The following is a 19738-nucleotide window of genomic DNA, read 5'->3' as shown; positions in this document are numbered from 1 at the left end:
CTTTTTCTATGCCTCTGATTCCGGCTCGGTGCGATGCAGGATATGGTGGACAAGATGAAATAAAGCAGGATTATGATTCTCTCGTCTATAGGAAATCGTCCATTCCGCCAGAAGCTGTTCACCTTCAATGGACCGATACACAACATCTAGATTAAATAAACGCCGGGCTGATTTTGGAATGACCGCAATACCGATACCAGCTGTGACAAGGCCAATAACCATTTGATATTCCGCTGCTTCCTGCACAATATTCGGAGAAAATCCGTACTTTTCACATAGCAGGACAAAGTGTTGATAAAGGGACGGCCATGATTCCTTTGATAAAGAAATGATCGGTTCATGACGGATATCTTCGATCGTGACCGCCTCTTTTTTCGCCAGCGGATGATTTTTCGGAATCGCAAAAATACATTCACTTTGCTTCATCAAACGGCTGACAAGTTCTTCATGCGGAGATGTAGGATGTAAAAAACCGATATCAATCTCCCCATTTAAAAGCGCCCCTAGCTGCTGCGGAACAGAAAGCTGCTTCAGCTCAATACTGACAGAGGGATACAGCGCTCTGAATTCGCGTACAACTGGCGGCAGAATATCATACGTCGCTGTTCCAACAAACCCTATGATGATTTTCCCCAGCTCTCCTCTTGCTGTATGCCGGGCATGATCAACGGCTTTATCAAGCTGATGCAGCACACCACGCACCTCATGTAAAAAGACCTTTCCAGCAGCTGTTAACTCCACCACTCGCTTCGACCGGTGAAACAAAGGAAACCCCAATTCTTCTTCAAACTGCTTAATTTGCTGACTAAGTGGAGGCTGTGTCATATTCAACCGTGCGGCTGCTCTGCCAAAATGCAGCTCCTCCGCTACTGTGACAAAATACTGCAAATGTCTCAGTTCCATCCTTTCACTCCTCGCACACTTATTCGTGAAACATATTAAAACCACGTTAAACATATATTGGAAAATTTTCTTTTTGAAATGTATAGTAAATCATATCATGAAAATATATTTTCATAAAAAATTTTACTTGCCGAAAGGAGTGCGGGGTAAATGAATTCTCAAGCACAACCCCTAACAAGACGAGGAGCAGAATTGATTGTCGATACGCTGATTGCTCAAGGTGTGACCCATATTTTTGCGATTCCAGGTGCAAAAATTGATGCCGTATTTGATGTATTAAAAGACAGAGGTCCAGAACTTGTCCTATGCAGACACGAACAAAATGCAGCCTTTATGGCAGCTGCTGTCGGCCGCTTAACCGGCAAACCAGGTGTTTGTCTCGTCACATCAGGTCCTGGCGCATCTAATTTAGCAACAGGTCTATTAACAGCCAATACAGAAGGTGACCCTGTTGTCGCAATCGCTGGAAACGTCATTCGTGCGGATCGGCTGAAACGAACACATCAATCACTCGACAATGCGGCATTATTCAAACCAGTCACAAAATACAGTGTTGAAGTACAAGACGTTCATAATATACCTGAAGCCTTAACAAATGCTTTTCGCGCGGCACAAAAGGGGCAGGCTGGAGCAGCATTTATCAGCTTTCCACAAGATGTCGTGACAGAACACACCACACAAACACCAGTGTCTGCTCACCCTTCTCCAGAACTAGGTCCTGCACCGGATGCTCTCATCAGTTCGGCCATCGCCAAAATTCAAAATGCACACTTACCTGTTGCGATTGTGGGAATGAAAGCAAGTCGTCCAGCTGCTGCAAACGCCACTAGAACATTATTGAAAACACTTGGGATTCCATTTGTCGAAACGTACCAAGGAGCCGGCGTTCTCTCAAGAGAGCTTGAGTCTCAATATGTAGGCAGAATCGGCTTATTCCGGAATCAGCCGGGGGATCTACTCATTGAACAAGCAGATGTCATTTTGACCATCGGCTTTGATCCAATCGAATATGATCCGAAGCATTGGAATATTCAGCCGCAGCAGCGCCAGATCATCCATGTGGATGACATGCAGGCAGATATTGATCATTTTTATGAGCCAGCGCTTGAGCTTGTAGGCAATATAGCTGAAACCGTTAAACATCTAGCCCATGACAGTGTTCCACTTTCTCTATGCAAAGAACAAATTGATTTAGTCACTGAATTACAGGAGCTGTTAAGCGACATTGAAAAAGCACCAGAAAGAGACAGTCATCTATCTCACCCGCTGAATGTCATTCATACATTAAGACGCCTGATTCCTGATGACACGAAGGTCACGTGTGATATCGGATCTCACGCGATTTGGATGTCGCGTCACTTCCGCGTCTATGAGCCGAACACATTCCTGGTGAGCAACGGAATGCAAACATTAGGCGTCGCCTTACCATGGGCAATTGCGGCTTCCATACTGAATCCAGATGAAAAGATCATTTCGGTCTCAGGTGATGGCGGTTTTCTCTTCTCTGCAATGGAGCTTGAAACAGCCGTCCGCATGAAAACAAATCTCGTTCACCTTGTTTGGAATGACAGCACATACGACATGGTGGCGTTTCAGCAGGAAATGAAATATGACCGCACATCCTGCGTTGAATTCGGACAGATCGACTTAGTGAAATATGCGGAAAGCTTTGGAGCGACTGGATTACGGGTTAACTCACCTGAAGAGCTTTCAACTGTCCTTCAAAAGGGTATAAACATAGAAGGACCCGTTATTATTGATATTCCGATTGACTATCAAGACAACCCAGACCTCGCCAGTCAAAAATGGCCAGAAGTCTTTCGTGAAAAACACACATTGAACGTCAGATAAGATGTCCATACATTACATCAAAGGAGTGAGCGGATATGGGTATGATGCACCCAATGAATCAACAGAACGACACAAGACAACATGACAAACAGCAAGAGGTTTATCAAGTATCGACGATGACCTCTTTGCTGGAAGCCGTATATGATGGAGATTTCTCCCTTGCACATATTCCCAAGCACGGTGATTTCGGCATTGGTACATTCAATCAATTAGATGGAGAGCTGATCGGCTTTGACGGCGCATTTTATCGACTGCGCTCGGATGGAACAGCGACACCAGTTACCGATCAAGACTATTCACCATTCTGCTCTCTAGCATTCTTTGAAACAGATATCGTTCATCGAATTGATGCAACCATGACGTCCAAAGAGCTAGAAGAAGAAATCGACCGCATTTTACCTAGTAAGAATGTTTTTTATGCGATCCGCATTGATGGATCATTCAAAAAGGTTCAAACACGTACGGTCGAAAAACAGAAAAAACCTTACGTTCCGATGGTGGAAGCAGTCAAGTCACAGCCCATCTTCGATTTCGAGGATATTCAAGGAACGATCGCTGGTTTCCGTACACCGCAATACGCACATGGTATTGCGGTGAGTGGATATCATCTTCATTTCATTGATGACGATCGGAGTGTCGGCGGACACGTATTTGATTACACCGTTGATCAAGTGACCATCCGCATTTCTCAAAAACGTCATATGAATTTACACTTGCCAAATACGCAGGAGTTCTTCCAAGCAGACATTGATCGAGCTGACCTTGCACAACAAATTGCCAGTGCGGAAAGCAGCCCAGATCAATAAAATGAAGACACCCCGTTGATTCCGGGGTGTCTTTTTATGCAAAAAGATTATTTATCACTCCATGATATTTCATTTCGCTAGTAAATTGAAATTCATTCATTCTATTCGTAATGAAATATGATAAAATACCAACAGAAGAAAGGTGGTCATATGATGTCCAACGACTATAGCATTCCGAACCTAACATTAGATGAAAGGGATAAACAAATTTTATCTCTATTACACGAGGACGGGCGTATGTCCTATACAGATCTCGGGAAACAAGTCGGTCTTTCACGTGTTGCCGTACAAGCCCGCATTCAGCAGCTGATTGAAGCAGGCGTCATTGAACGATTCACTACAGTGATTAACCCTGCTAAGATCGGCATTCACGTCTCTGTCTTCTTTAATGTAGAAGTGGAGCCGAAATTTTTAGAAGCAGTAGCCCTTCAGCTTGAGCAGGAAACAGCTGTCACAAGCCTTTATCACATGACAGGGCCAAGCAAGCTGCATATGCATGGCATTTTTCAAAATGAACAGGAAATGGAGACATTCCTGACAAAAAAGCTATACCCGCTAGAAGGCGTCGTGAGTGTGGACTGCCAAATGCTCATTAAACGATACAAAAGCCGAATAGGCATGAAATTGTAGACAGGAGTTGAAGCACTTGCAATCATATATTGAACTCATCATCGCTATGGTGCGAACCGGTATTCTCGGTTTTGGCGGAGGCCCTTCCGTCATACCGCTCATTCGCCATGAGGCGGTGGTGAAATATCACTGGATCAATGATGACGAGTTTGGAGAAACACTCGCCATCGCCAATGCATTACCAGGTCCGATCGCGACCAAAATGTCTGCATATCTCGGCTATCGATTGAAGGGCGTATCCGGCGCAATTGTCGCAACAGCTGCTCATATTTTACCAACATGTCTCGCCATGGTGGCACTCGTCACACTTGTCAGCGTCTTAAGCTCCTCACAAATCATTCAAAATATGATTGGCGCCGTAACACCAGTTATTGCCGTTCTGCTAGGCATCATGGCATATGAGTTTGGACAAAAAACGCTGAAAGGCTTCGGAACGATCTTCGGTATCGCTCTATTCCTTCTTGCCTTTATCGGACTGCAGGTGCTGTCCATTCATCCAGGAATCATTGTCATCATCTTTTTATTCTATGGCGCCTTTCATTTCAAACTGAAACAACGCTGGAATCGAACAAATAAAGAGAAAGGAGTGTCTTCATGATGCTGATTCTCTTTTTATTCTGGGCATTCTTCTTGTCCAATCTATTAGGATATGGCGGAGGACCTGCATCCATCCCGCTCAATTATGAAGAAATCGTCAATCATTTTCATTGGATGACGAACGAAGGGTTCTCCAATATGCTTGCATTAGCCAATGCACTGCCAGGACCAATTGCTACGAAGATCGCGGCATATGTAGGCTATGACGTCATGGGCTGGCCGGGCTTTATCGTGGCACTGCTTGCAACTGTACTGCCATCAGCCATTGGATTGATTTTATTGCTCAAGCTGATTGACCGCTTTCGCCAATCCCCTGTCGTAAAAGGCATGACCTTATCCGTACAGCCCGTCATTGCGATGATGATGCTTTTATTAACATGGGAAATCGGCGGAGATGCAGTGAAAGCCATCGGCTGGACGCAATCATTCGCCATTGCCGCGATCTCCTTTTTCTTTATGACCAAATTCAAAATGCACCCCGCCTTTCTCATTGTGGCTGCCTTTTTATATGGCGGATTCATTCTGCCGCATTAAAAAAACCGATAACATGGCCTGTTATCGGTTTTCTTTTACATATAAATTGGAGAAACCGGTCTGCGCCCAATCGAATGATACTCGATCCCTGCTTGTTCTGCCGCTTCAAGCGTGTGACAGTTTCGCCCATCAAAAATAAGCGGCTGTCTCATCCATTCCTTGTAGGACGTGAGCGGAAACGTCTGAATCTCCGTCCACTCTGTTAATATACAAACTGCATGGACATCCTTTATCGCTTCTTCAATCGTTTGAGCAAACAAGACTTGATCCGGCAGTTCACGAGCGGCATGACGTGTAGCAACAGGATCATAAGCCACAAGCTCCGCGCCTAATTGATGGAGTTCATGAGCGATCGGAACCGACGGCGCCTCCCTCATATCGTCTGTATTCGGTTTAAAGGACAGGCCAAGAAGCGCAATTCGCTTCCCTTCAAGATTTGCCCCCAGTCTCTCCTGAATGCTTCGGATAAAACCAGCTCGCTGCTCATTGTTTACTTTAATGACAGCCTTTAGCAGCTCAAAATCGTGGGACACATGCCCTGCGATTTGGACAAGTGCATTTGTATCCTTTGGAAAACAAGAACCTCCGTAGCCAATCCCCGCCTTGAGAAACGAAGAACCGATCCGCTGATCGAGCCCCATTCCCCGCGCAACCCATTCAACATCAGCACCTGTTTTTTCACAAATGGAAGCAATCTCATTCATAAAGCTGATTTTAGTCGCAAGAAAAGCATTTGATGCATACTTGATCATTTCGGCACTTTTTCGGTCTGTTTTGACCACTGGCAGGTGGAAATCAGCATACATCTCCTCTAGCTGGTCTAATACGGCTTTTGTTTCAGCCCCAATGACAAGCCGATCTGCCCTCAAAGTATCTGAAATGGCAGAGCCTTCCCGTAAAAATTCTGGGTTAGATGCAATAGATAACGGCTCATTCCGTCCTAATTCTTGATGTATCATCTGATCGATTTGATCACCCGTTCCGACAGGCACCGTACTTTTCACCACAAGAACCGCACCTGATTTCGCTTTTGTGCCCATCTCCTTTGCAGCCCGAAACACATACTGTAAATCAGCTTGGCCGTCTGCCTGCTGCGGGGTGCCGACCGCAATCATTAACACATCAGCCCGCGGGTAGGCTGCCGCTCCATTTATGTAAAATTGAATTCTTCCTTGCTCAAGATTGCGTTTCAGCAATTCTTTTAATCCTGGCTCATACATTGGTGGATGTCCTTGTTTCAGCTGCATGACCTTTTTCCGGTCAATATCAATACACGCCACATTGTGCCCTGCCTCCGCTAAACACACACCTGTGACCAGCCCCACATATCCACAGCCTGCAATTGCAATATTCATGACACCATCAGCTCCCCATACGCCTTATGCTTGTAATGACATCGTATGCCGGGAGCTTTCGTTCCATTCATAAAAGCATACAAAAACCCCCTGCCATCACTAGCAGGGGGTCACTTTTATGAAACAAGACCATTTCGAATATGAGCAATCAGATTTTCAAGCATTTCTTTTGTGGTGACATCATTTGAATTCTCACCAATATCATGAGCGTACATCAAAATTTTTAAAAACTCTTCTTGATTTAAACCCTTATTGTCCATGTCTGTATCCTTTCGATTCCACTAATTTCATTATTATATGCTGTATGGTTGGTTTATGCAATACTCTAATACATCATTCGACAGCTTTTGAAATTTATGACCATTTTCATGAAAAACTTTTTTATAAATCACCATTGAGCTATAATAAAAGAATTGGAATCTTTTACTTGGTTAGGAGCGGATCAAATGCTTCAGCACAACATCAACGAAGAAGAAATCAAACAAACAGCCGAACAGCTCAAAGAACTTCTTCCTGCAACAGATGAAAACAAACAACTCATCAAAAAAGCATTGATTACTTATAGACAGGACAGTGTATATCGTCTCAAGCAAGAATCTGATACGGAATGGTCAGCTTATGTACATGATGTCGTGGCAGCAAGAGTCCACCTTCATGTGCTGTTTCCTGTGAGAAGCAGCTGCTCATGTCCGGCAGATGGACTTTGTAAACACATTCTCGCTGTCTTCTTTTCGCTATACGCTCAAGTAGAGAGTGTGACCGGATTTACAGAAAATTGGTCAGAAAAGGATGAATTACAACGCAGCAAAGAATTGATTCGCCAGCACTTCCAAGTGAAGCGCCCAGACGAACAATCACTCCAAAGCTGGATGAATTTTTTCCAAGAGGAATTTAACCTCTGGCTGAAACGGACACCAAAGCACCAGCAAACACCGCAGCATTTGTATTACGGCTATTTATCAATCCTAAAAAAACACGCACCTCATTCACCTGAATTCAAGAGTTTGTATGCGATTCATACCTCAATCGATGTGTGGTTAAGGATTCATGAATTGATCGACCTCGGCCGGCTTGATGCCGAGAAGGACTTTTATACCATGAATCCATATGTAGAACAGCTCATGAACACCATTTTCGATTCAGTGGATCACTTGAAGACATACGCCCTTTCCTTTTCCCTCGATCCGTTTCTTGAAAACACACCAACTGCCGTTCGGGCACTTCTTCAAATAAACGGACCTTTCCAGCATGAACGAGTAGCGGTCTTTATGGAGATTTGGGGCACCATATTAAATAGAGGGAAATGGGTTAAAAAAGAAACAGAATTACTGAAGAACGCTCAGCAGCAAGAACAAACGGTTGAACGTACCATCGGGCTGATGCACATGGATTATTTACAGAAAGAAGACGAAAGCCTCTTTCAGCAATTACAGCTGCTCAATGCAGATATGCTGCCAAATGTGCTCAATTGGCTGAAGGATCTCACAAACCGCAAGGACTGGAAGCGGCTCAAGCTCTGGTATCATGAGATTACCTATATTTTAGAGGAATATTGCCAGCTCGACCTTTCCTATAGAGAACTGCGAGGAGCCGTCAGTGATTTCTTCTTTTATTTAGACGCATACTTTAAGCAGACGAAGGATCATCATTTATATGAACGCTACCTCCAAATCTGCATGCCCTATGCGTTTACTGAATATAGTCAGCTATTATATGCACAGCAGCGTTATGCAGAATGGATTGAGATTCACAGCCTTGTTGGTTTCTCCATCAGTGAACTGGAGAAGGATCTGATCAAACAAATTGCAAAAGAGGAGCCTGAAGCGCTCATTCCATCGTACCACCGTGAAATCTCACTGCTTCTCGATCAAAAGAATCGAAGTGCTTATCGAGAATCTGTGAAAATGCTAAAAAAACTGCGCACCCTTTATCATAAAACGAAAAAAACCGCGATTTGGGAAAGATATGTCAAGCAGCTGCAGGATTCAACGAAACGGCTGCGTGCGTTCCAAGAGGAAATGAAGAAAGGAAAATTAATTGATGACACGCCATAAACAAATTGTCATTCATGCAGAACAAACAGAAGATTTCTCTTTCACCATTTCAGCGCAAACAGAGGACGGACTCCCTGTTCCACTTAATGAAATGAAGAGGCAGCTTTTCCAATGGCACGAATCGTCTTTTTACGGAACATTTTTAGAAGATGTGAGCTTTATTGGCACACCTGCCTTCCTGTTAAGCCCTTGGATGACCGTTGAATTGCTAGGAAAAAATTCATTTAATACCTTTAGTCATGTGACATTAACGGATGAAACAGAACCACTGATGAAGACAGCCTCCACCATTTACGAATTCATCGAGGACGAAGATTTCGTTCCCGATTACGAGGCGTGGACAGAAGGTGTGCTTCGGTTTAAAGACAAAGAAGGACTATTAGATGGCTATACGGCTGATTGGTTCTCCTTTGCCGTACAGGATTACATTCAATATGATGATGCCTTGCAGCACAAATGGAACCGCATGACAGCACAATCGCCTGCGCTCTCATCCTTCCAAGGACGCTTTTTAGATGAGCAGGATTTCTTGGAGACGATTGGCTGGATTGATGACGAGACGCCTTTCACTGTCGGCTTGCGCTTAAATGAACCGGATTTCGACGGAGATGATTGGAAAATCGAATTGTTTTTGCGTGATAAGAAAAACAGCGACCTTCACTTTTTTGAGGGTATCCGTTCATTGAAAAGGTCTTGGCATCCGTATCAAGATAAAATCTCAAGAGAGCTGGAGCGATTCAGTCAAATTGTACCTTGGCTCTCTTTCACATCTGGCACCACGCTCATGTCAGAAGACGAAGCATGGCTCTTCCTGTCTGAAGCAAGTGAAACACTTGTGAATATGGGCATTGAGATCCTGCTCCCATCGTGGTGGCAAATCGTCAAAGAAAGCACCATGATGCTAAAAGCAAGGATTTCCTCTACCCCGCGAGGCGAGTCGCATGTCGGAATGGATGCCTTGATGGACTTTAATTGGCGCTTTGCTACAAACGGCATCGAACTGACAGAAGATGAGTTCAACGATCTTGTCCAAAGTAAACGGCGCCTTGTCAACATTCGAGGGCAATGGATCAAAATCGATCCAACCTTCATCCAGCAAATGAAAAAATGGATGGAGCGCGCCGAAAATGAAGGGCTGCACATGTCTGATATTTTGTCACGCGAGCTGGCAGATCAAGAAGCATCCTCTGAATCGATACCAGAACTGCTAGACAGCTCAGCATTTGCACATATTCAATTTGAACTTTCGTCTCAATTAAGAGGACTTGTCCATCAGTTAAATGATACGCATGAGCTGCCTTCCTACGAAATGAGTGAGTCCTTCAAAGGCACACTAAGGCCATATCAGCAGCATGGTGTCAACTGGCTGTTATTTTTAAGATCTCATGGATTCGGGGCTTGTTTAGCAGATGATATGGGCCTTGGAAAAACGATTCAAATGATTGCGTATTTCACATATCTGAAAGAGCAGAAGCAAAATGCCGCTCCATCTCTCATCATTGCGCCGACCTCTGTTTTAGGAAACTGGCAGCGAGAGCTTGAAACCTTCGCACCACATTTGAATGTCGCTCTGCATTACGGGCCATCGCGCCCTCAAGGGGAACACTTTACAAAGGCATACGAGTCAACAGATATTGTCCTGACGTCTTATGGACTCTCACATTCTGATCGTGATGAATTAACGTCAGCAAAGTGGGATACGATTTGTTTAGACGAAGCCCAAAACATCAAAAACGCCCATACGAAACAATCGAGAGCGATCAGACAGCTCAAAGGGCAGCATCATATTGCCCTTAGCGGGACACCTATGGAAAACCGTTTGACAGAGCTTTGGTCCATTTTCGACTTCGTCAACAAAGGATATCTCGGCAGCCTGACGAACTTTCATAAGAAGTTCGTCCTGCCGATTGAAAAAGACCGTGATGAAAAAAGAATTGAACAGCTGCAGCAGCTGATAAAGCCCTTCCTATTAAGAAGAACAAAGCAAGATGAAGAGGTCGCCCTGAACCTGCCTGAGAAACTCGAAGAAAAAGATTTCATTCCGCTATCCGCTGAGCAGGCTTCTTTATATGAACAGCTCGTGAAGGATACATTCGAACACATGGCTTCGTTAACAGGAATGCAGCGGAAAGCCATTATTTTAAGTATGCTCGGCAGACTCAAACAGATTTGCGATCATCCGGCTCTCTATTTAAAAGAGAGTGGAACAGATGTGAAACTGCTGAAACGTTCATTAAAAATGGATAAACTCGCAGAGCTGTTAAAAGCAATACATGAGCAAGGAGAAAGCTGCCTCATCTTTACGCAGTATATTGGAATGGGGAACATGATCAAGCAGCTGGCGGAAAAGATGTTTGGAGAACCAGTTCAATTTTTAAATGGCAGCCTGTCAAAACAGGAGCGGGATAAAATGGTGGATCGCTTCCAGAAGAAAGAATTCAACATCTTAATTCTCTCTTTAAAAGCAGGAGGAACAGGACTTAACCTAACTGCCGCAAACCATGTCATTCACTACGACAGATGGTGGAATCCTGCTGTGGAAAACCAAGCGACAGACCGTGCTTATCGGATCGGACAAAAACGATTTGTTCACGTCCATAAGATGATCACAACGGGCACGATTGAGGAAAAAATCGATCAAATGCTCGAAACAAAACAAACGTTAAATGATCAAATTATCCAAAGTGAAAGTTGGATTACTGAGCTATCGACGAACGAACTAGAAGATTTATTCACATTAAGTGCGGCCGCTCAATCATCTTAATCCCAGCAAAAAGAGGACTTTTCTCAAACATGATGAAAAGTCCTCTTTTTTCATTTCATATGAACATAGGTTAAATGTGCAGCTTTTTCAATGCAGATTTCACGTTCATATACGTATTCAATTCACGGAAGTCCTCTCTCATTTCTCCCATTTTCATCGCAAGATTCGGTTTAATTCCTGTCACAATGAGTTCAGTACCAGTCATTAAAATTAAATCGTTCAGCTTAAAAATTGCATCTGCCACAAATGAATCCACTTCTAATAAACCAGACAGATCGACAATAAAATAATCGTCCTTGGATTGAGAGATATAGGTGGAGACTGTTGAGATAATTTTATGAAATCTTTGCGCTGTTAACGTACCAATGATCGGTAACACAGAAATACCATCTTTCACAGGAACAATTGGAACAGAAATATTCAGCACTTCATCAATCGATTGCTCAAGAAGCTCCTGCTGTTCCTTCTCTTTCGTGACATCTTTTTGCAGACCAACGAAATAAAGACGTTTTCCTTCATTTTCGTCAATCCAAAGAGGAGCCACACTTAACTCATTCCAAAACATCTGTCCAGATTTTTTATAATTTTTCAGCTGAACAGTGACAGCCTCTTTGTTCTCAGTAGCTGTTCTAATTTGATTGAGAGCGATTTGCTCGGTTTCATTTCCTTGAAGGAAACGACAATTCTTCCCCAATACCTCGGGTTCTTGATAGCCTGTCATATCTAAAAAGCCCTTGTTCACATATATTAAAGGATTATCAGGTAAAGACGGGTCCGTCACCGTCAGGCCAACCTGAGTATAATCTAAGGCTTCCTTGATTAAATGCAGATTTTCGGACTTATAAGATTCCAGCGCCATTCGTTTACTCTCCTTAATTTCTTACAAGCGGGTTATGTTCATAATTAAATTATATGATGTTCCACATCAGGTGTAAATAGAAGTAGTTCTGAATTCCTCTTTTGTAGAATGCGCTTTATCCTATGTGATTTATACAACGACATCCGATTCATCTATTTCAAAAGGTGTCGAATCATATGCGCCACACCATGTTCATCATTTGTTAACGTGACATGATCAGCGATTTCCTTCATATCCTGTCTCGCATTGCCCATCGCAACCCCAACACCAGCTGCTAGAAGCATCGATTCGTCATTTAAACTGTCTCCTACAGCCGCTGTCTGGCTTAAAGGAATACCAAGTCGTTCTGCCAGCCTTGTTAATGCCTGCCCTTTAGATGCTTCCTTTGAACCAATTTCAAAGTTATGATCGGCTGAACTAACCATTGTGACATCTGAATCATCACCAAACATATCCCATCCTGCCTTCAATCTGTCTTCAAAGAAAGAGAAACCTAAGATATTGTAGAATGAAAGCTTTCGATCCTCACGGAACAATTCTTTATATGTATCAATATAAGAAAAACCTGACTGACTGTATTGAACTTCTGCCGCTTGTTTTAAAATATTTCGATCCGTTTTTGGATTAGCACTTTTTAAGCGGTCCATTTCAATCGCAAGAAGCTCTCTACCGCGATTCGGTGTGAAAATGGCTTCGTTTGTAAAAACTTCATAATAATAGTCACGTTCTTCAAGCCATGACAATATATGTTTGGCCTTTTCTTCGTGTAAAACAGCTGAATGGTACACTTGTCCAGCCGGATCATGAATCACAGCTCCATTGGCACTAATCACCTATGTATTCATACCAAGCTGATCAAAAATAGACCTCACATCAAAATACGCTCTTCCTGTTGAAACGACAACTTCCATTCCATTCGCCGCTGCTTCCTTTAATGCCTGCTCATTTTCCCGACTCACTTTGTGTTCACTGTTCAATAAAGTTCCGTCTAAATCCGTTGCGATCAATTGAATGTTTGTCATCGTTCTCTCCTTTTTGTCTCCATTTTCGGCTATCATACCGCTGATAAAATCCATCATCATTATGAAATGAGTATCCACTATTTGCAAGAGGTGATCGGTTTATCAGTGAATAAAAGGGTACCCGGCCAAGCTACATGACCGGATACACACAAGGGGATTTACAGGGGACACATGACCTATACAAAGAAGCTATGGTTCTATTACGCAGTGTTCTTATGCACAAGGCAGCGTCTATCAGCTTTAGCTAGAGGGGGGCTGTCAGATGCTAGACGTTACCTTTTATTTCAGACCGTACCTCCTTTCCTTTCAACTGCCCTTAGTCTACTGAGAAAGGTCGTATGTGACAAAACATGAAAATGACAAAATGATCTCTCAAATTCTCTATTTCCTCTTTAATTTCTGTTTTTTACTGCTTGAGTATAAAACATCATCTTGTTTTGTTTGATGAAAAACTTATTTTTCATAAATTGATAAAAAACGTCTGAATGAATCCAATTACTAGAAGGCATGTGAATATAATCAGAACCGTCCCACGCAAACCAATAAAAACAAAGCTGCCCGTCATGAATCGACAATTGAAATTCAAAGCAGTCCATTTGATCCTCGGTGACGTATTGAAACGTGAGTGACTCGCCTTCTTCCATGTACACATCACAAAATGAAAGAATGTCTCCCCACGAATAAACGCGCATTGTGCTCTTTGCCTTCTCCTCGCCAATATGTATGTTTCGCAATTGATAGGACTCCATAAAACATCTCCTTTCACTCATATACAGCTCGTTCTAAGCAGGCAGCGGTTTCATTTATACAGATGTTGTATGCTATAATAATACTTACGAATAATGAACGCTTGTGAGGTGATAAATATGAAAACCTTTAGGCTGATTGATTTAAAAATCGAACTTGATCCAAAGCAAGATAAAATGTCCAGCATTCCCCTTCGTGACGGTTTAATCATTAATAAAGAAGATGGTGAAAATCACTGGATGATCGAGGCACTCATTCCAAAGAAACATAGACAGGTGTTTGAGGTGCTTTTTCAGCAGCACACTGAAGTGAAGATTCTTGTGACGATCACAAAAGAAAACAACCGCCCTGTTCATCTATCTGTCCAAGTCAAAAACATTGTTGCTTTAGAAGAAAACATTTCTGTGCTGCTCGATGGTAAAATGATTACAAACCGTTACAGAACAGAAACCGAAGAAGTACTAAAAGACCTCGTCAAAGAGGGGCTTTCCGGAGAAAAACTGCTGGATGCATTTAAACAAAACACATAAAAAAGAGCGGGATTGCCGCTCTTTTTCTATTGCACATCTTTCGATTGGCTTTGATTTTTCAATAGATCTCTAATTTCAGTTAGTAAAACTTCCGTTTGATCCGGCGTTTCTACAACCTCTTCTTCCTCTACCTTTTTCCGTTTTAATTTATTCAAATAACGAATAAAGATAAAAATGGAAAACGAGATAATCAAGAAATCAATCACTGTTTGAATGAAGCTCCCATATAAAATTTGAGCAGATCCAATCTTAATAGATAGACTGCTAAAATCATGTCCCCCAATAATAATACCGACGAGCGGCATGATCAAATCATTCACAAGAGAAGTGACAATTTTGCCAAATGCTCCCCCAATGATGACACCTACAGCCAAGTCAATGACATTTCCCTTGACTGCAAATTCTCTAAATTCTTTCAGCATCTTTTATCACCTTCATCTTTTTTTGTCTAATATGACGTTTTTTTGTCAAAAATGCAAGTCCTGATCCGTTCAGGCTGGTCGTTTCCATATAAAAAGCGATTCATCCTTGATGAACCGCCAGGCAAATCATGATACTTTAGGACCGATAGAAAATGTTAGTTCTGCTTCACATGCAACTTCGCCATCTACTGTAGCTACTGCTTTTCCTTTTGCAACCGGACCTCGGAGACGCGTCACTTCTACCTCTAAACGAAGCTGATCGCCAGGCTTCACCTGTCTTTTGAAACGGCAGCCGTCAATTCCTGCAAACAAACCAATTTTCCCTTTGTTTTCTTCTTTACCTAACATAATCACCCCAAACACCTGTGCAAGTGCTTCTACAATAAGCACACCCGGCATGACTGGGTATCCTGGGAAATGACCATTAAAAAATTCTTCGTTCACTGTGACATTTTTAATCCCAACCGCTCTTTTCTCTCCCTCAACCTCTAAAATACGGTCGACCAATAAGAATGGATAACGGTGTGGAATAATGTCTTGAATTTGCTGAGCATCAAGCATATCTTGATCTCTCCTTTTTTCTATATCGATGATCTTCATTTGATTCCTATAGAAGTATATTATGAATGCTCGTATTTTTCAACGTCCGCTCTGCATATATGGTAAAAAATAGAATATATCATTACCTATTGTCATCAAATATAATCCACACTACACTCATTGTTTTTTCACAAATATGGTAATATATATTACATCATTGATTGAATAAGAGGGTAAAAATGAATTTTATGAGTGATAAATCCATTAAAAAACTTCTCCATTCGTGGTATACAATGCTGAAGCATCGACATTTTTCGAAGGCTGAAGAAATCAAAACAACTCTATTAAAGCATAAACGTAAAATATCAAAAAAACAGGAACTCTATTTACATTATCAGCTGATGCTTTTTCGCCATCAGCTCTGGATGAATCAGACAGAGGACCTAGAAAAAATCAAACATGAACTGATGCAGCACAAAGATGATATGAACGAAGAACTGGCCTATTACTTTTACTTCTTTCTAGGGCTCTACGAAGCTTTAAACAGCGATCAAAATGATGCGATCTACTATCTCGAAAAGGCGGAAGAACGCCTGTCATTCCTTAACGATGAGCTGGAGGAAGCAGAGTTCCATTTCCGAACAAGTGGTGTTTATTATAACAACCGCTATTCGTTGTTATCAATTCGTCATGTTCAAAAAGCCATGGATATCTTTGCAAAGCATGGGGATGATCATAGCCTCTATCGTTGTAAAATTGTGCTCGGCCTTAATTATAGCGATCAAAAAAAATATGAGGAAGCAGAAGCTATTTTTATTGAGATCATCGAATACGTGAAAATCATTGATGATCAAGAATTGCTCGGTATCGTTTATTATGACGCTGGATTTATTCAGTCGAGACAAAATCGTCACAAGAAAGCGCTGGAATACTTTAAAAAAGCACTTCGTCTCCCAGCATACCGGAAGTCCGCACACTCCTATATATCGTGCCTCTACGAAACGGTGCGTTCTTGTTATAAAGAAAATTTAACCGATGAAGGAATGAAGTATATTCAAAAAGGATTAAAAGAAGCCGTTGTTTCTCAGTTTGATATTTTAAGAATCAAGTTCCAAATCTTATTTCTTCTCTACAGCCAAACGCCAAAGGCAGATGAGCAGATCGCAAGGCTCGTCACATGTCTTGAACGAAAAGAAGCTTGGATTGATCTTGAGGATCTGCTTGCCGATGTCTCAGATTTTTATAAAAAAAAGGGCGACTTTGAGCGAGCCGCCTTTTTTATCATGAGAGGCTGATGTCAACCTGCTCATTATCGAATTGTATTCACTAATCCAAGCATCTGATCACCCATCGTAATCGTTCTTGAGTTCATCTGATAGGAGCGCTGTGTTGTCATGAGATCTGTTAATTCTTTAGACATGTCCACATTCGACGTTTCAAGTGCACCTTGCTGAAGTTGAATCGCTTGGCGGTTTGCTCCATTTAGTGCCGTTAATGCACCTTGATAAGTACCGTCAACTGAGAACAAATTATCTCCTTCAGAGACAAGTGCTGAAGAGTTATTGACTTGTACAACACCTAGATTCACTTGCTGATTCGGTTGATTATCTCTTGAAATGGCTGTCAGACGTCCATTTTTATCAATTGAAATATCACGGAAATTCGCATTTAAGACGATTTCATTTCCGTTTTCATCAAGAATCGGATGGCCTTCGCTAGTGACAAGCTGCACTTGATTACGATTATTGCCTGGCTGTAAGTAAAGAGAACCATCTCTTGTATAACGAATATTACCGCCGACATTGACCTGCATATACTGAGATGGCGCTCCAAATGCAACATCAAGATCACGGCCTGTTTCTTTAATCGAGCCTTGCAGCGAGTTAATGGACGCATTGACCATCGTACCCGTACCAAGCCTTAGTCCATCAGGTGTCAGACGACTGTTTGCCACCTGCGCATTTTTTTCATCCACCTGGTTGAACTGTTGTCTGATCAGCTCTGAGAAACGGGTATTTTTCGCACGGTACCCTGTTGTTTCACTGTTCGCGATGTTATTACTGATAATATCAAGCTGCTTTTGCACTTCGTTCATTGATACAGCTGCATTGATCATCGTTCTAAGCATGAGAATCCTCCTTTCTTTGTCATTTCTTGATTAGTACACTCTGCCAATTTCATTTACTGCTTTTTCTAAGCTTTTATCATACGCCTGAACCACTTTTTGGTTTGTTTCAAATGCTCGATAGGCGGTTGTCATTTCTGTATATGATTTTGTCACATCCACGTTCGACAGCTCCGATACACCTTGACTTAACGTATAGGACATTTGACCGTTATTGACTGCGCTTGGCAGGGGCTGGTTATCAGCTGTACGGTATAAATCATTTCCTTCTCTCGCTAAGTTCCTTGTATCCATCGCAACACGTACATCAATTTGCCCGAGATTTTGTCCATTTTCACTCACAGTTCCATCTGCGTTCACTTTGAAATTCTCACTCTGAACCGTGATTGGCTGACCTGTCACAGAAAGAAGGGCACGCCCATTGATAGTCAACTGATTTTGTGCGTTCATTGTAATTGAGCTGCTTTTCGTATAACGAACGCCTTCTGGGGTATTGACCGCATAAAAGAGCGCTGATTTCTGATTGGTCTCCGGATTGATCGGCACATTATTTTCGACTAGTGCTACATCCGTTGTTTGATCTGTTGTTTTTAAAGTTCCTTGTGTAAATTGAGGGATTAGTTCCTGCATATATGTTCCCGTATTAATGCCGCCAATCGGCGTTTGCTGCGGAACACTAAAACCTTTTCCTGAGGAAGTTTGAAAACGTCCTGACTCCATTCGGCTTAGCAGCATTTCTGGAAATGCCCGCATGGTCCCCTCATCCGCTTTATATCCTGGCGTATTCGCATTTGCGATATTATTTGAAAGCATTTCTGTCCGCCGCTCTTGAGCGATCATGGCAGATGTTGCGGTGTATAGTCCTTTTAACACGTGCTCACCTCATTAAAATTCTTTCACATGACCTAAACACAATCTTCTATGAAATATATCGGCATATTTGCAGGGTTCTTTAATAAAAATCCCCCATTCTTTCGAAAAAGAATGAGGGACATCATTAGCTGAGTTTACGCTTTGGCAGCTTGTCCATATTATCAAGCATGACGCCAGTACCAACAGCTACACAATCCATCGGATTCTCGGCAACGAAAACTGGTACTTTCAGCTCTTCTGCAAGCAATTGATCAAGCCCGTTTAGAAGAGCTCCGCCACCTGTAATGATGACGCCGCGATCAATAATATCAGCTGATAATTCAGGCGGTGTTCTCTCAAGAACTTGCTTCGCAGCCTGAACAATCGCAGATACAGATTCACGCAATGCTTCTTCTACTTCTTTGCTTGTGACGGTAATCGTTCTTGGTAATCCTGTCACCATGTCTCGTCCACGAATTGAAATCTCTTCGTGACGTGCGTCTGGGAATACCGTTGCAACTTGGATCTTAATATCCTCAGCCGTGCGTTCACCGATCAACAGCTTGTACTCTTTTTTAATGTAGTTGAGAATTTCCAGATCAAATTTGTCTCCAGCCATTTTAATAGAAGAGGCGGTTACAATGTCACCCATTGAGATGACAGCGATATCTGTCGTTCCGCCTCCAATATCTACGACCATGTTTCCACTTGGCTGAAAAATATCCATACCAGCACCAATAGCTGCTACTTTTGGCTCTTCTTCAAGAAATACATGCTTACCGCCGCTTTTTTCAGCAGCTTCTTTGATCGCCTTCTGCTCCACAGATGTAATGTTTGTCGGGCAGCAGATGAGCATACGCGGCTTAGAGAACAGCCCTTTCACATTTAATGAATTAATAAAATGCTTGAGCATCGCTTCAGTTACTTCAAAATCAGCGATTACGCCATCTTTTAATGGACGAATCGCAACAATATTCCCAGGCGTACGTCCAACCATACGTCTAGCCTCTTCTCCAACAGCCAAAACTTTCCCGCTGTTTTTGTCAAGAGCTACAACAGATGGTTCATTTAACACAATTCCTTTTCCTTTGACATGAATCAGTACATTGGCAGTACCAAGATCAATTCCAATATCCCTAGCAAACAT

Annotated in this window: 19 protein-coding genes and 1 pseudogene; 9 read left to right on the top strand and 11 right to left on the bottom strand. The window is 42.4% G+C overall.

Features of this window, described 5'->3' with window-relative positions; all coding sequences use genetic code 11:
* Positions 1–6 precede the first annotated feature (6 nt).
* Positions 7–903: an acetoin biosynthesis transcriptional regulator AlsR gene (alsR, locus tag C6348_RS11715; RefSeq protein WP_106043167.1), complete on the bottom strand. Its 897-nt coding sequence runs from the start codon at positions 901–903 to the stop codon at positions 7–9.
* A gap of 150 nt (positions 904–1053) precedes the next feature.
* On the opposite strand from alsR, the gene alsS reads away from it, so the two are divergent.
* The 5 genes from alsS to chrA all read left to right on the top strand — a co-directional run bounded on the left by alsS (position 1054) and on the right by chrA (position 5321).
* A complete protein-coding gene (gene alsS, locus C6348_RS11710) occupies positions 1054–2754 on the top strand; it encodes an acetolactate synthase AlsS (protein ID WP_106043165.1) in 1701 nt (566 codons plus the stop codon).
* A 35-nt stretch (positions 2755–2789) separates the two neighbouring features.
* Entirely contained in the window at positions 2790–3560 is a 771-nt protein-coding gene (gene budA / locus C6348_RS11705; protein ID WP_106043163.1) for an acetolactate decarboxylase, read from the top strand.
* A 153-nt stretch (positions 3561–3713) separates the two neighbouring features.
* Positions 3714–4190, top strand: coding sequence for a chromate efflux transcriptional regulator ChrS (gene chrS, locus C6348_RS11700; protein ID WP_106043161.1), 477 nt, complete (start codon positions 3714–3716; stop codon positions 4188–4190).
* Between the two features lie 7 nt (positions 4191–4197).
* Entirely contained in the window at positions 4198–4788 is a 591-nt protein-coding gene (chrB, locus tag C6348_RS11695) for a chromate efflux transporter ChrB (protein WP_189293918.1), read from the top strand.
* Positions 4788–5321, top strand: coding sequence for a chromate efflux transporter ChrA (gene chrA / locus C6348_RS11690; RefSeq protein WP_060597737.1), 534 nt, complete (start codon positions 4788–4790; stop codon positions 5319–5321). The genes chrB and chrA overlap by 1 nt, the downstream gene beginning before the upstream one ends.
* Positions 5322–5356: 35 nt before the next feature.
* On the opposite strand, the gene C6348_RS11685 is transcribed toward chrA, so the two are convergent.
* On the bottom strand, positions 5357–6676 hold the full coding sequence (locus C6348_RS11685; RefSeq protein WP_066031633.1) for a UDP-glucose dehydrogenase family protein: 1320 nt from the start codon (positions 6674–6676) through the stop codon (positions 5357–5359).
* Between the two features lie 116 nt (positions 6677–6792).
* Positions 6793–6936: a YwzD family small protein gene (locus C6348_RS18895; RefSeq protein WP_003214884.1), complete on the bottom strand. Its 144-nt coding sequence runs from the start codon at positions 6934–6936 to the stop codon at positions 6793–6795.
* A 186-nt stretch (positions 6937–7122) separates the two neighbouring features.
* On the opposite strand from C6348_RS18895, the gene C6348_RS11680 reads away from it, so the two are divergent.
* On the top strand, positions 7123–8730 hold the full coding sequence (locus tag C6348_RS11680; RefSeq protein ID WP_106043157.1) for an SWIM zinc finger family protein: 1608 nt from the start codon (positions 7123–7125) through the stop codon (positions 8728–8730).
* Entirely contained in the window at positions 8717–11494 is a 2778-nt protein-coding gene (locus C6348_RS11675; protein WP_106043155.1) for a DEAD/DEAH box helicase, read from the top strand. Before C6348_RS11680 ends, C6348_RS11675 begins: the two co-directional genes overlap by 14 nt.
* 70 nt (positions 11495–11564) lie before the next feature.
* Here the strand turns inward: C6348_RS11675 and ytvA are convergent, their stop codons facing one another.
* The 3 genes and pseudogenes from ytvA to C6348_RS11660 form a co-directional block, all read right to left on the bottom strand.
* The gene (ytvA, locus tag C6348_RS11670) at positions 11565–12353 is read right to left on the bottom strand and encodes a YtvA family blue-light photoreceptor (RefSeq protein WP_106043153.1); all 789 of its coding nucleotides are present in this window, start codon (positions 12351–12353) and stop codon (positions 11565–11567) included.
* Between the two features lie 152 nt (positions 12354–12505).
* Positions 12506–13366: pseudogene (locus C6348_RS11665) on the bottom strand (Cof-type HAD-IIB family hydrolase).
* Between the two features lie 401 nt (positions 13367–13767).
* Positions 13768–14124: a hypothetical protein gene (locus C6348_RS11660; RefSeq protein ID WP_034660233.1), complete on the bottom strand. Its 357-nt coding sequence runs from the start codon at positions 14122–14124 to the stop codon at positions 13768–13770.
* A gap of 117 nt (positions 14125–14241) precedes the next feature.
* Here C6348_RS11660 and C6348_RS11655 point away from each other — a divergent pair, with 117 nt between their 5' ends.
* The gene (locus tag C6348_RS11655; protein ID WP_003215215.1) at positions 14242–14652 is read left to right on the top strand and encodes a YwpF-like family protein; all 411 of its coding nucleotides are present in this window, start codon (positions 14242–14244) and stop codon (positions 14650–14652) included.
* Between the two features lie 26 nt (positions 14653–14678).
* Here C6348_RS11655 and mscL read toward each other — a convergent pair whose 3' ends face one another.
* Positions 14679–15074, bottom strand: coding sequence for a large conductance mechanosensitive channel protein MscL (gene mscL / locus C6348_RS11650; RefSeq protein ID WP_034660234.1), 396 nt, complete (start codon positions 15072–15074; stop codon positions 14679–14681).
* A 126-nt stretch (positions 15075–15200) separates the two neighbouring features.
* The gene (gene fabZ, locus C6348_RS11645; protein WP_012011512.1) at positions 15201–15635 is read right to left on the bottom strand and encodes a 3-hydroxyacyl-ACP dehydratase FabZ; all 435 of its coding nucleotides are present in this window, start codon (positions 15633–15635) and stop codon (positions 15201–15203) included.
* Positions 15636–15853: 218 nt separating this feature from the next.
* Here fabZ and C6348_RS11640 point away from each other — a divergent pair, with 218 nt between their 5' ends.
* Positions 15854–16909: a tetratricopeptide repeat protein gene (locus C6348_RS11640; protein WP_060597469.1), complete on the top strand. Its 1056-nt coding sequence runs from the start codon at positions 15854–15856 to the stop codon at positions 16907–16909.
* A gap of 14 nt (positions 16910–16923) precedes the next feature.
* On the opposite strand, the gene C6348_RS11635 is transcribed toward C6348_RS11640, so the two are convergent.
* The 3 genes from C6348_RS11635 to mbl all read right to left on the bottom strand — a co-directional run bounded on the left by C6348_RS11635 (position 16924) and on the right by mbl (position 19738).
* Positions 16924–17742, bottom strand: coding sequence for a flagellar hook-basal body protein (locus C6348_RS11635; RefSeq protein ID WP_003215031.1), 819 nt, complete (start codon positions 17740–17742; stop codon positions 16924–16926).
* A 30-nt stretch (positions 17743–17772) separates the two neighbouring features.
* Positions 17773–18612 (bottom strand): flagellar hook-basal body protein, encoded by an 840-nt coding sequence (locus C6348_RS11630; protein ID WP_003215293.1) that lies wholly within the window; start codon positions 18610–18612, stop codon positions 17773–17775.
* Between the two features lie 124 nt (positions 18613–18736).
* Positions 18737–19738, bottom strand: coding sequence for a cell shape-determining protein Mbl (gene mbl, locus C6348_RS11625; RefSeq protein WP_012011515.1), 1002 nt, complete (start codon positions 19736–19738; stop codon positions 18737–18739).

This window comes from Bacillus sp. YBWC18, assembly GCF_002998775.1.
Lineage (GTDB): Bacteria > Bacillota > Bacilli > Bacillales > Bacillaceae > Bacillus.
This window is presented reverse-complemented; position numbering and strand designations above follow the sequence as displayed.